Source organism: Rahnella sp. 2050, from assembly GCF_040544515.1.
Classification (GTDB): Bacteria; Pseudomonadota; Gammaproteobacteria; order Enterobacterales; family Enterobacteriaceae; genus Rahnella; species Rahnella aceris.
On sequence record NZ_JBEPKE010000002.1, the window covers coordinates 293240 to 307955 of the forward strand.

Annotated in this window: 13 protein-coding genes; 12 read left to right on the top strand and 1 reads right to left on the bottom strand. The window is 53.0% G+C overall.

Going from position 1 to position 14716, the window contains the following annotated elements; translation table 11 throughout:
• The first annotated feature begins 233 nt into the window (after nucleotides 1–233).
• The 9 genes from osmY to yjjJ all read left to right on the top strand — a co-directional run bounded on the left by osmY (nucleotide 234) and on the right by yjjJ (nucleotide 9918).
• The gene (gene osmY, locus ABIC79_RS08605; RefSeq protein ID WP_013577106.1) at nucleotides 234–827 is read left to right on the top strand and encodes a molecular chaperone OsmY; all 594 of its coding nucleotides are present in this window, start codon (nucleotides 234–236) and stop codon (nucleotides 825–827) included.
• A 319-nt stretch (nucleotides 828–1146) separates the two neighbouring features.
• Complete coding sequence (locus ABIC79_RS08610; RefSeq protein ID WP_013577105.1) at nucleotides 1147–1308, top strand: DUF1328 domain-containing protein; 162 nt, start codon at nucleotides 1147–1149, stop codon at nucleotides 1306–1308.
• Nucleotides 1309–1581: 273 nt separating this feature from the next.
• Nucleotides 1582–2754, top strand: a complete 1173-nt coding sequence (locus tag ABIC79_RS08615; protein ID WP_379670700.1) for a patatin-like phospholipase family protein — start codon at nucleotides 1582–1584, stop codon at nucleotides 2752–2754.
• Nucleotides 2751–3536, top strand: a complete 786-nt coding sequence (locus ABIC79_RS08620) for a metal-dependent hydrolase (RefSeq protein WP_013577103.1) — start codon at nucleotides 2751–2753, stop codon at nucleotides 3534–3536. The genes ABIC79_RS08615 and ABIC79_RS08620 overlap by 4 nt, the downstream gene beginning before the upstream one ends.
• Before the next feature lie 548 nt (nucleotides 3537–4084).
• Nucleotides 4085–4864 carry a deoxyribose-phosphate aldolase gene (gene deoC, locus ABIC79_RS08625; RefSeq protein WP_013577101.1) on the top strand — a complete coding sequence of 260 codons (780 nt, stop codon included), beginning with the start codon at nucleotides 4085–4087 and terminating at the stop codon, nucleotides 4862–4864.
• Between the two features lie 90 nt (nucleotides 4865–4954).
• Nucleotides 4955–6283, top strand: a complete 1329-nt coding sequence (deoA, locus tag ABIC79_RS08630) for a thymidine phosphorylase (RefSeq protein ID WP_013577100.1) — start codon at nucleotides 4955–4957, stop codon at nucleotides 6281–6283.
• A gap of 88 nt (nucleotides 6284–6371) precedes the next feature.
• Nucleotides 6372–7595, top strand: coding sequence for a phosphopentomutase (deoB, locus tag ABIC79_RS08635; protein WP_013577099.1), 1224 nt, complete (start codon nucleotides 6372–6374; stop codon nucleotides 7593–7595).
• Nucleotides 7596–7678: 83 nt separating this feature from the next.
• A complete protein-coding gene (gene deoD / locus ABIC79_RS08640; RefSeq protein WP_013577098.1) occupies nucleotides 7679–8398 on the top strand; it encodes a purine-nucleoside phosphorylase in 720 nt (239 codons plus the stop codon).
• A gap of 173 nt (nucleotides 8399–8571) precedes the next feature.
• Nucleotides 8572–9918, top strand: coding sequence for a type II toxin-antitoxin system HipA family toxin YjjJ (yjjJ, locus tag ABIC79_RS08645; protein ID WP_013577097.1), 1347 nt, complete (start codon nucleotides 8572–8574; stop codon nucleotides 9916–9918).
• Between the two features lies 1 nt (nucleotide 9919).
• On the opposite strand, the gene ABIC79_RS08650 is transcribed toward yjjJ, so the two are convergent.
• The gene (locus ABIC79_RS08650) at nucleotides 9920–10708 is read right to left on the bottom strand and encodes a YtjB family periplasmic protein (protein ID WP_013577096.1); all 789 of its coding nucleotides are present in this window, start codon (nucleotides 10706–10708) and stop codon (nucleotides 9920–9922) included.
• A gap of 234 nt (nucleotides 10709–10942) precedes the next feature.
• Here ABIC79_RS08650 and serB point away from each other — a divergent pair, with 234 nt between their 5' ends.
• The 3 genes from serB (at nucleotide 10943) to nadR (ending at nucleotide 14643) form a co-directional block, all read left to right on the top strand.
• A complete protein-coding gene (gene serB / locus ABIC79_RS08655; RefSeq protein WP_013577095.1) occupies nucleotides 10943–11908 on the top strand; it encodes a phosphoserine phosphatase in 966 nt (321 codons plus the stop codon).
• Between the two features lie 20 nt (nucleotides 11909–11928).
• Entirely contained in the window at nucleotides 11929–13311 is a 1383-nt protein-coding gene (gene radA / locus ABIC79_RS08660; protein WP_013577094.1) for a DNA repair protein RadA, read from the top strand.
• Between the two features lie 72 nt (nucleotides 13312–13383).
• Nucleotides 13384–14643, top strand: coding sequence for a multifunctional transcriptional regulator/nicotinamide-nucleotide adenylyltransferase/ribosylnicotinamide kinase NadR (gene nadR / locus ABIC79_RS08665; protein ID WP_013577093.1), 1260 nt, complete (start codon nucleotides 13384–13386; stop codon nucleotides 14641–14643).
• Nucleotides 14644–14716: the final 73 nt, after the last annotated feature.

Below are 14716 nucleotides of genomic sequence, written 5' to 3' on the forward strand. Positions count from 1 at the left end.
TCTGAACATTCTTGACTATATTAAATGTGTGTTCAGGACAGGGTGGCTTAAAGCACTACTTTAAAGTCACTCAATAGAGAGTTATATCGAATGGCGATTAAAAGCCAGAATAAAACGATGTACTCTGCTACAACGGAAGTAAAAACAGCAGCAATACAATTTGTTATAAGGCGTCACCAAGAATGTGGCGTGCAGAGTCGCAACAAGGCTCATAAACCAAAAGGAAGAAATCGATGAAAAATTCTAAATTTGCCTATTCAATGATGGCCGTAGTTCTGGGTACCGCACTGATGAGCGGTAGCGCTCTGGCAGCAACGACGACTACAGATAGCGCAGGTGCAAAAATCGATAGTTCCATGAAGAAAGTTGATAACTACATGGGCGACAGCGCTATCACCGCGAAAGTGAAAAGTGCTCTGGTAGATGATAAAGCCATTAAAAGTAGCGATATTTCCGTCACGACGAATTCCGGTGTTGTTACGCTGAGTGGTTTTGTCGGTTCGCAGGCTGAAGCCGAGCAGGCTGTTGCTGCGGCAACCAAAGTTGAAGGTGTTAAATCCGTCAGCGACAAACTGCATACCAAAGACAGCAAAGATCAAAGCGTTAAAGCCTATGCCGGTGACAGCGCGACCACGGCTTCTGTAAAAGCCAAATTGCTGGCGGATGACATTGTCCCGTCACGTAACGTGAAAGTCGAAACGACCGACGGCGTGGTACAGCTCTCAGGCGCAGTGAAAGATCAGGCACAGTCTGACCGTGCTGAAAGCGTTGCGAAAACCGTTGATGGCGTGAAAAGCGTCAAAAATGACCTGAAAGTCGCACCATAACGATCACGTGCTCTGTCTGTAGTACGAAGCGCCTTCCCACGGGCAGGGCGCTTCATTTTTTGAATAACACATAATTACATTTACGTTGCCCGCTGAAGATTTGTGTTGGACGAGATTTGCCTGCTGTCAGAAAAATATTGTGTCGGAAACGCTAAGACTTTCATTTTTCGACTACCTTTATTAGGTAAGCATTTTTTTGTTACCGGCATGCTGTCGGTTGATAAAGCGTCATAAGGCAAATGTTTCACAATGAGTCCGGCCCGAAGCGGGGCACAACCTTTTGAAATGGCAAAGTGAAAATAGGGTAAAGGAGAAGCTTATGTTTCGTTGGGGCATTATTTTTCTAATCATCGCGTTGATCGCGGCGGCTCTCGGTTTCGGTGGTTTGGCGGGTACAGCGGCCTGGGCTGCAAAAATCGTCTTCGTAGTCGGTATCATTCTGTTTCTTGTCAGCCTGTTTACCGGTCGTAAACGACTCTGACCGCATCATTCCAGTGATGCCAAAATGTGTTAATTAATGACATCGCCCCCTTCACTGAAGGGGGCGATTCTTTTATGTGTACAATCTGGCCGTTAACAGGACGTAACGATTTTGTCGCCCGATTTTGGCAAGAAATCTACGCAAAGCAGGAAGACGAGGTATGCTCTGAAATGAAGGCCAACTGAGTGGGGCCATTTGCGTGAGGACGATGCGTTGGGATACAGAATACCTGTCACGCTGGGGAATATAGAACCGCTGGCGTACAAACCCTATATGCCGGGGAAGATTGCCCTGGTGTGCGAAGGCGGCGGGCAGAGAGGCATTTTTACGGCAGGCGTGCTGGATGAGTTTCAGCGCGCGCGTTTCAATCCCTTTGATTTATATCTGGGCACCTCTGCGGGTGCACAAAATCTCTCTGCTTTCGTCTGCGGGCAGCCCGGCTATGCCAGAAGGGTGATCACCCGCTACACCACCAGCCCTGACTTTTTCAACCCGCTGCGTTTTGTGCGCGGCGGACATCTTATCGATCTCGACTGGCTGGTTGAAGAAACGGCTAAAAACATGCCGCTGGCGATGGACAGTGCTGAAAAGCTGTTGATCGACGGCCGGGAATTCCTGATGTGCGCCTGTCGCAGTGATGATTATGCGGCCAATTATTTCTCGCCGACGCGGGAAAACTGGCTACCCGTGATCAAAGCCTCAAGTGCTATTCCGGGCTTTTACCGCATGGGGGTGGATCTGGATGGTGTCAGCTATCAGGACGGAGGCATCAGTGACGCGATCCCGGTTGAAGAAGCGTACCGCCGTGGCGCGGATACCATTGTGGTCATCCGTACCGTGCCTTCGGCGATGTTCTATACGCCGCAATGGATGAAGCGCATGGAACAATGGCTGAGTGAAAGCAGCCTGCAACAACTGGTGCGCATGATGCAGCACCACGAAGAAAGTTATCACCGCATTCAGCAATTTATTGAGAATCCGCCGGACGATGTGCGTATTTTCGAAATCTTCCCGCCAAAACCGCTGGCCAGCCACGCGCTTGGCAGTCGTCTGCCTGCGCTTAATCAGGATTACCATCTTGGCCGTCGCTGCGGACGGTACTTCCTTTCTGCTGCGGCACACTGGCTGTTACCGCGTGAAAACGAGCGCCCTCATCCGCAAATCGAACCACGGATATTCCGCCAGCCAAAACAGGTTATCGTGCCGCAGGATGAACCGGAAAATGTGATCCCGCTGGCTGCTTCGGTCAGTACGGTTGAGCAAATCATTCTGGATCCAGCCGTGTTGACGGATATGGTCGCCGACGGCGGTGTGGTGCGTCCGGCAGCATTTAAAGACAACGTGGTCAGTGCGCCGCAACCGCAGCACGCATCCTCAGACATGCCGCCACCGGAAAGTCCGGCGTCATCAGAAAATTATCCGTCCAGTGAGGGCGAAAATCTGTGAGTTTCACCTTCGTCGATACGCATTGTCATTTCGATTTTCCGCCGTTTACCGGCGCGGAAACGGAAAGCCTGCGCCTCGCTGCAGAAGCTGGTGTAGGGCAGATTATTGTTCCGGCGGTCACGTCTGACCGTTTCAGCGGCATTCTCACACTGGCCGAAAAATTCCCGCAATTGCACGCCGCGCTGGGCTTGCATCCGCTTTATATCGCCGAACATAAAGACAGTTGTCTGGATTTACTGGATTCACTGCTCAGCCAGCGGGATCCACGCCTGGTGGCAGTCGGGGAAATCGGCCTGGATTTATACATGGAAGCGCCGAAGTTTGAGCAACAACAGCGGTTGCTGAAAGCGCAGTTCGCGCTGGCAAAGCGTGAGATGTTGCCGGTGATCCTGCACTCCCGTCGCAGCCACGATCAGCTGGCGGCGCTGCTGCGTCAGGCAAAACTGCCGGCAACCGGGGTAGTGCACGGATTTGCAGGCAGTCTTTCTCAGGCGCAGGCGTTTATCAAACTGGGTTTTGCGATAGGCGTGGGTGGCACTATCAGCTACGAACGCGCGCAGAAAACCCGTCATGTGATGGCAGAATTACCGCTTTCGTCATTGTTGCTGGAAACCGATGCGCCGGATATGCCGTTGCAGGGGTTTCAGGGGCAGCCTAATCGCCCGGAACGGGCGGCAATCGTGTTCGACATTCTGTGCAGCCTGCGCAGTGAAACGCCGGAACAGATTGCTCTTGCACTGCTCGACAATACCCGCCGCATCTTTAATCTCCCTTCCCGGTAAACCGTCGAAATTTTAATTTTGTGATTTAAATAACATTTACCCTGACGTATAGAAACCTTTCCAGAAAGGGTTTCTGGCGTATTGCGATTTCATTTCTCTTTAAAATGTTATTATTATAACATTGCTCGTAAGATCGCCGGTTGGTGATCGCGGTGTGGCCACCCGAACTCCGTTTGTCATGATTCGGGTATACACTCTTATTAAGGGTCGAATACTGAGCATAAGGGCTAAGAATTGTGACCAAGGTCTCATTTAGCCAAGCAACGTTGCAATCGGTTTTCATTTTGTGTGAAATAATGCACACAGGAACCTGATGTGACGTGTTCAAATAGTCACAACGAACTGGCGTCAGCCAGTCCAAGCGCGGTGAGAAGGATCTCAGTTGCCACGTAAGCCGTTCCACGCCGCTTACGCACGCTATCTTCAAGGAACCAAGTCCGCTCGCCAACGTGCAGAATTCTCTTGCCGACGTTAAACGCCGGAACGAATTCATGACTGTATGCTCAGTCCCGGCCGGTCGCTGGAATTGAAAATTGTTGGAGAGTTATATGACCGATTTAACCGCCGCAGCGCAACGTGCGCTGAACCTGATGGATTTAACCACCCTGAACGAAGACGACACTGATGCAAAAGTGATCGCGCTTTGTCATCAGGCGAAAAGCCCGGCAGGTAACACCGCTGCTGTCTGTATTTATCCTCGTTTTATTCCTGTTGCCCGTAAAACCCTGCGCGAGCAAGGCACGCCGGACATCCGTATTGCCACCGTCACCAACTTCCCGCACGGTAATGATGATCTTGAGATTGCGCTGGCAGAAACCCGCGCGGCAATTGCTTACGGTGCCGATGAGGTTGACGTGGTCTTCCCGTACCGCGCGCTGATCGCCGGTAACGAGCAGATTGGTTTTGAGATGGTGAAACAGTGCAAAGAAGCCTGTGCGGCTGCCAATGTGCTGCTGAAAGTGATCATCGAAACCGGTGAGCTGAAGCAGGATGCGCTGATCCGCAAAGCCTCTGAAATCGCCATCAACGCAGGCGCTGACTTCATCAAAACCTCTACCGGTAAAGTGCCAGAAAACGCCACGCTGCACAGCGCTGAGTTGATGATGAGCGTGATTGCTGAGATGGGCGTGGGCAAAGCTGTCGGTTTTAAACCGGCCGGTGGCGTGAAAACCGCTGAAGACGCTGCGCAATATCTGGCACTGGCTGATCGCCTGCTGGGCCGCGAATGGGCTGACGCACGTCACTTCCGTTTCGGCGCATCCAGTCTGCTGGCAAGCCTGCTCACCACTCTCGGTCACGCTGGCCAGAAAGCCACCAGCAGCTACTAATCACTGTTGTTATGCCAATACCGTGGCGCTGTTTTACAGCGTCCGGTATTCGCATCTACATTTAGCGTTCAGCTCAGGCAGGGGGATACCTTGTTTCTCGCACAAGAAATTATTCGTAAAAAACGTGACGGTCAGCCTTTAAGCGATGAAGAAATTCGTTTCTTTGTTAATGGTATTCGCGACAGTCAGGTTTCAGAAGGCCAGATTGCCGCGCTGGCAATGACTATCTATTTCAATGATATGACCATGAATGAGCGTGTGTCGCTGACCATGGCAATGCGCGACTCCGGTACCGTCCTGGACTGGAAATCGCTCAACCTCAACGGCCCGATCGTTGATAAACATTCGACCGGCGGTGTGGGTGACGTGACGTCCCTGATGCTGGGGCCGATGGTAGCGGCATGCGGCGGTTATGTGCCGATGATTTCCGGCCGCGGCCTCGGTCATACCGGCGGTACGCTGGATAAACTTGAAGCCATCCCGGGCTTCGATATTTTCCCGGATGACAGCCGTTTTCGCAGCATCATTCAGGATGTCGGCGTGGCAATTATCGGCCAGACCAGCTCGCTGGCTCCGGCGGATAAGCGTTTCTATGCGACACGTGATATCACCGCAACTGTCGATTCTATCCCGCTGATCACTGCTTCGATTCTCGCCAAAAAACTGGCCGAAGGGCTGGATGCGTTAGTGATGGACGTCAAAGTCGGCTCCGGGGCCTTCATGCCGACTTACCAGCTATCCGAAGATCTGGCGCAGGCGATTGTCGATGTGGCCAATGGCGCAGGTTGTAAAACCACGGCGCTGCTGACCGACATGAATCAGGTGCTGGCATCCAGCGCAGGGAATGCGGTGGAAGTGCGCGAAGCCGTGCGCTTCCTGACGGGTGAATACCGGAATCCGCGTCTGCTGGAAGTGACAATGGCGCTCTGTGTTGAAATGCTGCTGTCCGGCGGGCTGGCAAAAGATGACGCCGACGCCCGCAGTCAGTTGCAGGCCGTGCTGGATAACGGCAAAGCCGCAGAAGTCTTTGGCCGCATGATTGCCGCCCAGAAAGGCCCAACCGATTTCATCGAGAATTACGATCGTTATCTGCAACAGGCCACGCTGAGCAAACCGGTTTACGCCGAAGGCAACGGGATTGTCAGCGCGATGGACACCCGTGCGCTGGGCATGGCCGTCGTTTCACTGGGTGGCGGACGTCGCCGCGCCAGCGATGCTATCGACTACAGCGTCGGTCTGACCCATATGGCGCAGCTTGGCCAGCAAGTGGATACCCGTCAGCCACTGGCGATGATCCACGCGAACAGTGAAGCGGCCTGGCAGCAGGCGGCGCAGGAAGTGCGTGCGGCCATTGTCCTGAGCGACAAAGCGCCGGAAAGCACGTCGGTGGTTTACCGCCGGATCGGTGGTAACGCTTGATTTCAGGCCAAATCGCCCCCATTTAAGATTGATCAGGTGCGCGGCAGTTCCGCGTGACCCAATGCGTAACCATTCGCAGGAGAGCAAAATGAAACGTACATTTATCATGGTGTTAGACTCATTCGGTATCGGTGCCAGTGAAGATGCCGAGCGCTTTGGCGATGCCGGTTCTGACACGCTGGGCCATATCGCAGCTGCCTGTGCGCGTGGCGATGCGGACAAAGGCCGCAAAGGCCCTCTGAATCTGCCTAACCTGACCCGTCTGGGGCTGGCGAAAGCTGCGGAAGAATCTACCGGTAAAATTCCTGACGGCATGGACGGTAATGCTGAAATTACCGGGGCGTATGCTTATGCCAGCGAACTGTCTTCCGGTAAGGACACCCCATCAGGCCACTGGGAAATCGCCGGTGTGCCGGTTCTGTTTGACTGGGGCTACTTTAGTGACACGACCAACAGCTTCCCGCAGGAACTGCTGGATAAACTGGTTGAGCGCGCTAATCTGCCGGGTTATCTCGGTAACTGCCATTCTTCCGGTACCGTGGTACTGGATGATTTGGGCGAAGAGCACATGAAAACCGGCAAGCCGATTTTCTACACCTCAGCCGACTCCGTCTTCCAGATTGCCTGTCACGAAGAAACCTTCGGGCTGGATCGCCTGTATGAACTGTGTGAAATCGCCCGTGAAGAGCTGACTGAAGGTGGCTACAATATTGGTCGCGTGATTGCCCGTCCGTTCATCGGTGACAAAGCCGGTCACTTCGAACGTACCGGTAACCGTCATGATTTAGCGGTTGAACCACCGGCTCCGACCATCCTGAAAAAGCTGGTGGATGAGAAAGACGGCCATGTGGTGTCTGTCGGTAAAATCGCTGACATCTACGCGCAGGTTGGTATCACTAAAAAAGTGAAAGCTACCGGCCTGGATGCGTTGTTTGACGCGACGATCAAAGAGATGAAAGAAGCGGGTGACAAGACCATCGTCTTCACCAACTTTGTTGATTTCGACTCCTCTTACGGCCACCGCCGTGACGTACCAGGCTACGCTGCCGCGCTGGAACTGTTTGACCGCCGTATGCCGGAATTGCTGGAACTGGTGAAAGAAGATGACATCATCATCTTCACCGCTGACCACGGTTGTGACCCGACCTGGCGCGGCACCGACCATACCCGTGAGCACATTCCGGTCTTAATCTATGGCCCGAAAGTAAAACCAGGTTCATTAGGTCACCGTGAAACCTTCGCGGACATCGGCCAGACAGTCGCTAAATACTTCGACCTGTCACCGATGGATTACGGCAAATCCATGCTCTGATACTTTTCTTACGCGGCCAGTCTCTTATACTGGCCGCGTTTTTTATAATGAATATGACACCTCGCTGATTAAGGAATAAGAAGATGGCAACTCCACACATTAATGCTGAAATGGGCGACTTCGCTGACGTCGTGCTGATGCCGGGCGATCCGCTTCGCGCCAAGCACATCGCGGAAACTTTCCTTCAGGATGTTAAGCAGGTGAACGACGTGCGTGGCATGTTGGGTTTCACCGGCACTTACAAAGGCCGCAAAATCTCCGTGATGGGCCACGGCATGGGCATTCCTTCCTGCTCAATTTATGCCAAAGAGCTGATCACTGAATTCGGCGTGAAAAAAATCATCCGCGTGGGTTCTTGTGGTGCTGTGCGTGCCGACATCAAACTGCGCGACATCGTGATCGGCATGGGTGCCTGTACCGATTCCAAAGTGAACCGCATGCGTTTCAAAGATCACGATTACGCGGCTATTGCCGATTACGACATGGTGCGTAACGCGGCTGACGCGGCGAAAGCCAAAGGCATCAACGCGCGCGTAGGCAACATCTTCTCCGCTGACCTGTTCTACACGCCGGACCCGCAAATGTTTGACGTGATGGAAAAATACGGCATTCTGGGTGTGGAAATGGAAGCCGCCGGTATTTACGGCGTGGCCGCAGAATTCGGCGCGAAAGCACTGACCATCTGTACCGTTTCCGACCATATCCGTACGCATGAGCAAACCACCGCCGCTGAACGTCAGACGACCTTCAACGACATGATCGAAATCGCGCTGGAATCCGTTCTTCTGGGCGACAAAGAATAAATTCTGCAAATATTGCAGTCACTAAAACGGGCGCCGGATGGCGCCCGTTTTGCTATGCGTTTTTTCGTGTTTTTTTGCGTATTCAAATTTATATCTTCAGGATATATCGATTTATTTTAATTTTTTATCTATGCTATTAGCTATGCATTTTCCTATTCATCACTGAGCCGCTCATGTCTGAACTTGTAGATTTACTGCGTCAGGGCAGTCTGACGGCAAAAGAGATCACGGAGCAACTGCACATCACCCAGTCAACGCTCTCAAGGCGGCTGACTAAAATTCCTGAGATCGTCAAAATCGGGCAAAGCCGCTCGACCCGTTATATTCTGCCGCGTCCGCTGGAAGGCCAATGGAGCTTCCCGCTTTACCAAATTAATGAGGCAGGAAATGCCGAAAAGGTCGGGACGCTATATTCCATCTGGCCGGGTGAAAGTTGTGCAGTGGAAGTTGTCAGCGGCCAGTCGCTGATTTACGACGGTCTGCCGTGGTTTATCACCGATATGCGGCCTCAGGGCTTTTTAGGTCGGGCGTGGGGACGTGATATTAACGCTGCCCTGCATTTTCCGGATGACATTAAAAGGTGGACCGAATCCCAGACGCTGGTGGCTCTCGCAAGAGCGGGGGATGAAACGGTCGGGAATTTTGTCATTGGAGAAATGGCCTATCAGCGATGGTTTCATAAACCTGAAGATATTCCCGTTCCCCGTGAAGACAAAATTCAGGTGTATGAACGGCTGGCACAGAGAAGTCTGGCAGGGGAGGAAGTCGGATCATCTGCGGGAGGCGAGCAGCCTAAATTCAGCTGCTATGCAGAACATGCAGGCCGGGACGCCTCTCAGGTTCTAGTTAAATTTTCGCCTCCGGCTGTCAATGAAAACGCCTCCCGCTGGGGCGATTTACTGCGCTCTGAAGCTCATGCGTTAAGCGTTTTGCAGGAGGCTGGCATTCCGGCGGCAACAGCCGAAATTTTTACCGGCAGAAAGGGCGAGGTTTTCCTTGAGGTCGAAAGATTTGACCGGACAGGTGAGTGCGGGCGTCGCGGGCTGGTTTCCCTTGAGGCCGTCTCTGCTGAGTTTGGCGGAGGAAACAGCAACTGGTTTTTGACCGCGCAGCGGTTACGCCAAAGTAAGGTCATTACAGCCGCTACAGTCGACAAAATTGAGCAGATTTATGCCTTCGGAAAACTGATCGCCAACAGCGATATGCACCAGGGAAATCTGTCATTTATCGATCCTGCCATTGACCCTTTAAAGCAGGCTCTTTCGATATCGCCTGTGTATGACATGCTGCCGATGGCTTTTGCACCGACCAACGCCGGTACCATGCGTCGTGAAACCTTACCCTTAACGCCCGACCCTTTAGTGTCTAAAGAAAAGTGGTTGAATGCACAGGATTGGGCGGGTGAGTTCTGGCGGAAGGTAGAAAGCGATATGGCAATCAGTCCTGAATTCCGCCAACTGGCCAGCGGTATGCTGGCGCAGGTGGAAGGGTTAACATCAATTATTCAGCGGCTGGCCTGAATCACTTCGGTCTGCTGCGTTTCAGGCTGCGGTAAGCGGCTTGTGCGGCTTCTTTCGTTTGCGCTTCGGTGGCAGGTTTTGCCGGCGCGACCTCAGATTCCGGCTCGGGAATGTTCAGCACCGGCGGCGGGCCGAATTCATCCGGCTCTTCTTCCTGTTCATCATCTTCTTTCACCGGTTTGCTGGCGGTCAGCAGGAACGGAGATTGCTGCCAGCGCGAACGGCGGCCTTGCAACAGGGTGCGGGCCAGAATAATACCGACGCCCAGCGCGGCGAGCATCATCAGACGCAGCAGGTTGGTGGTGTTATCCACCTGTTTGGATTCTGTCGCCAGCACGTGCGTATCCAGCGTAATGCGTAAAAATCCGCTCGGACCGTTTTTATCTTCGATCGGCACCACAATCTGATGATTGAAGTAGCTGCCCGCACGTTTGCCATCCAGCGACAAACGGTCGCGAACCGGCACCTGTTCACCGGCATGCGCCACCAGAGAACCGTCGGACTCATAAACACTGGCGTCAAGAATGCGACTGCTATCGGTAAGCTGACTCAAAATAGTGGAAATTTGTGCGATATCAGCGCCATCATTGTCGCTGTCCATCAGTGGCGCGAGGGAAAACGCCACCTGTCTGGCGAGCGTCTGAGCAAGCTGTTCCACCTGCGTTGAACGGGCCAGTTGGTGTCCCAGACTGAAATAGGATGCGCCTTGCATCAGGATGACTAATAATGCCAGACTTATCAATACGATAGCTGCTCTGTGCAGGCGAAATTTAAGTTTGGCCTTGGCCATTCTGTTTCCTTGCGTATTTCGATGACTTTATGTTGCCAGAAGCCGCTACGATAAGGTAGCTTGATGCCAGTTTTTACCCGGCATCCTTCAAGCTGCTGCTTTCATTTATACCGGTCACTGACCCGTGTCAGTTCCCGGAGGTGCATTCAGTTGCTGCCTTGAGTCAACTGAATGATTTTGGGTAAATCGTGATATTTGTTTTTCTTAATGCCATAACGCCCTACAGGAGCCATCATGCCAAACAGTCTGACCTATTGCGATCTTCCTGCGGAGATCCACCAATGGCCGGGACTTCCCCTTTCACTGAGCGGTGACGAAGTCATGCCGCTGGATTACCGGGCGGGGCATACCGGATGGCTCCTTTATGGAAGAAAACTCGATAAGAAGAGTATTACGCTGTTCCAGCGCCGGTTAGGCCGCGCGTTGGTGATTGTGAGCGCCTGGGCAGTCGAAGGTTATCAAGTTGTGCGTCTGGCCGGTTCACTCACCGCTGATGTACAGCTTCTCGCCGAATCCTTTGAATTTGATGTTGCTCAGCTGGGGAAAGTGCCGTATCTGCGTGCACCGGGTCTGCTGGTTATGGACATGGATTCTACCGCGATTGAGATTGAATGCATCGATGAAATTGCCAAACTGGCTGGCGTCGGTGAGCAGGTGGCTGAAGTCACTGAGCGCGCCATGCGCGGCGAACTGGATTTCGCCGCGAGTCTGCGTCAGCGCGTCGCGACACTGAAAGATGCGGATGCCAGCATTCTCCAGCAGGTGCGTGAAACCCTGCCGCTGATGCCGGGCCTGACCGTCATGGTTCAGCGTCTGCAGGAAGCGGGCTGGCATGTGGCGATTGCTTCCGGTGGTTTTACGTATTATGCCGAATACCTGCGTGATCAGCTGAATCTGGTCGACGTGGCCGCGAACGAGCTGGAAATCCGTGAAGGTAAACTGACCGGCCGTGTGATCGGGCCAATCGTCGATGCGCAATATAAAGCAGATACCCTGCTGAAACTGGCGGAAAAACTGGGTATTTCCCATGAGCAAACCGTCGCCATCGGTGACGGCGCGAATGACCTGAAAATGATGGCGGTAGCGGGCATGGGCATTGCTTATCACGCCAAACCGAAAGTCTACGAACAGGCCGCAGTATGCATCCGTCATGCCGATCTTCTTGGCGTTCTCTGCATTTTAAGTGGTAGTCAGTCTTAATCAATACAAAGAGGTAAGTTGTGGCAAAAGCAGCAAAACGTGCATTTGTGTGTAATGAATGTGGCGCAGACTATCCGCGCTGGCAAGGGCAGTGTAGTGCCTGTCAGGCCTGGAACAGCATTACTGAAATCCGTTTGGCCGCTTCTCCGACTGTAGCGCGTAATGAACGTCTCACCGGTTACGCCGGTGATGCGGGCGTCAGCCGCGTACAGAAACTTTCTGATATCAGCCTTGATGAACTTCCGCGTTTCAGCACCGGTTTTAAAGAGTTTGACCGTGTATTAGGCGGCGGCGTAGTGCCGGGCAGTGCGATTCTGATTGGTGGTAACCCCGGCGCAGGTAAAAGTACGCTGCTGCTGCAAATTCTGTGTCATCTCAGCGAAAACATGAAAACCCTGTACGTCACCGGGGAAGAATCTTTGCAGCAGGTGGCGATGCGTGCACACCGTCTGGGTCTGCCGACGGCTAACATGAATATGTTGTCGGAAACCAGCATCGAGCAAATTTGCGAAATAGCGGATAAAGAACAGCCGAAACTGATGGTGATCGACTCCATTCAGGTGATGCACATGGCGGATATCCAGTCGTCGCCGGGGACGGTTGCGCAGGTGCGTGAAACGGCGGCTTACCTCACCCGTTTCGCTAAAACGCGCGGCGTGGCGATCGTCATGGTCGGCCATGTCACTAAAGACGGTTCACTGGCGGGGCCGAAAGTGCTCGAGCACTGTATCGACTGTTCCGTGCTGCTCGACGGCGATGCTGATTCGCGTTTCCGTACGCTGCGCAGCCACAAAAACCGCTTTGGTGCCGTGAACGAACTGGGCGTATTTGCCATGACCGAGCAGGGATTGCGTGAAGTCAGCAACCCGTCGGCGATTTTCCTCAGCCGTGGCGATGAAATCACCTCCGGCAGTTCCGTGATGGTGTTGTGGGAAGGGACGCGTCCGTTGCTGGTTGAGGTTCAGGCGCTGGTCGATCAGTCGATGATGGGCAATCCGCGTCGTGTGGCGGTCGGTCTTGAGCAAAATCGTCTGGCGATATTACTGGCCGTGCTGCACCGTCATGGCGGCTTGCAGATGGCGGATCAGGATGTGTTTGTTAACGTGGTCGGCGGCGTGAAAGTCACCGAAACCAGTGCTGACCTGGCGCTGCTGATGTCGCTGGTGTCCAGCCTGCGTGACCGTCCGCTGCCGCAGGATTTAGTGGTGTTCGGCGAAGTCGGGCTGGCGGGGGAAATTCGCCCGGTACCGAGCGGTCAGGAGCGGATCACCGAAGCGGCGAAGCACGGTTTTAAACGCGCCATTGTGCCGCACGCCAACGTGCCAAAAAAAGTGCCCGCCGGTATGCAGGTGTTTGGCGTCAAAAAACTGGCTGATGCGCTGGCGATCCTCGACGATTTGTAACGGTTAACCGCTGTCGCAGCTCAGTGCCTTTGTGCTATTTTTTGTTTAGTAAAAAAAACCTGAGGACAAGGCATGTCACAGTTCGACTATCTAAAAACCGCGATAAAACAACAGGGACGCACGCTGCAACAGGTGGCCGAAGCCAGCGGGATGACCAAGGGTTATCTCAGCCAGTTGTTGAATGCAAAGATAAAAAGTCCCAGCGCCCAAAAGCTCGAGGCGTTGCACCGCTTTCTGGATCTTGAGTTTCCCCGTCGCGAGAAGAATATCGGCGTGGTGTTCGGTAAGTTTTATCCGCTGCACACCGGCCATATCTATCTGATCCAGCGCGCCTGCAGTCAGGTTGATGAACTGCATATCATCATGGGCTATGACGAGCCGCGTGATCGCGAGCTGTTTGAGAACAGTTCGATGTCTCAGCAGCCTACAGTCAGCGACCGCCTGCGCTGGTTATTACAGACCTTCAAATACCAGAAAAACATCCGCATTCATGCCTTTAACGAAGAGGGGATGGAGCCGTATCCGCACGGCTGGGACGTCTGGGGCCGTGGCATTAAAGAGTTCATGAGCCAGAAAGGCATTGAACCCAATACCATTTATTCCAGCGAAGAAGCTGATGCGCCGCAGTACCGTGAACATCTGGGTATTGAAACGGTGCTGATTGACCCGAAACGCTCCTTTATGAATATCAGTGGCCGCCAGATCCGTCAGGATCCGTTCCGTTACTGGGATTATATTCCGACAGAAGTGAAGCCGTTCTTCGTGCGTACCGTGGCGATTTTAGGTGGCGAATCCAGCGGAAAATCCACGCTGGTCAACAAGTTAGCCAATATCTTCAACACTACCAGCGCCTGGGAATATGGCCGCGATTATGTTTTCTCGCATCTTGGTGGCGACGAAATGGCGCTGCAATATTCAGATTACGATAAAATCGCGCTCGGTCAGGCGCAGTACATTGATTTCGCGGTGAAATATGCCAATAAAGTGGCGTTTATTGATACCGATTTTCTGACCACGCAGGCCTTCTGCAAAAAATATGAAGGGCGTGAGCATCCGTTCGTGCAGGCGCTGATGGATGAATACCGGTTTGATCTGGTTATCTTGCTTGAAAACAATACACCGTGGGTCGCTGATGGCCTGCGTAGTCTGGGAAGTACGTCTGACCGGATGTCTTTCCAGAACCTGCTGATCGACATGCTGAAACAGAACAACGTCGATTATGTTCACGTTGAATCATCGGATTATGACCAGCGTTTTCTCGAATGTGTGGAGCTGGTGCAGAATATGCTGGCAGCAGATACCAGCCGGCTGAATGAGCCGCCTGTGAGCTGATCAACAAGCAGCAATAAGAAAGCGTGTGTTCTCCGGAATACGCGCTTTTTTATTATTCACACTATGAATATTT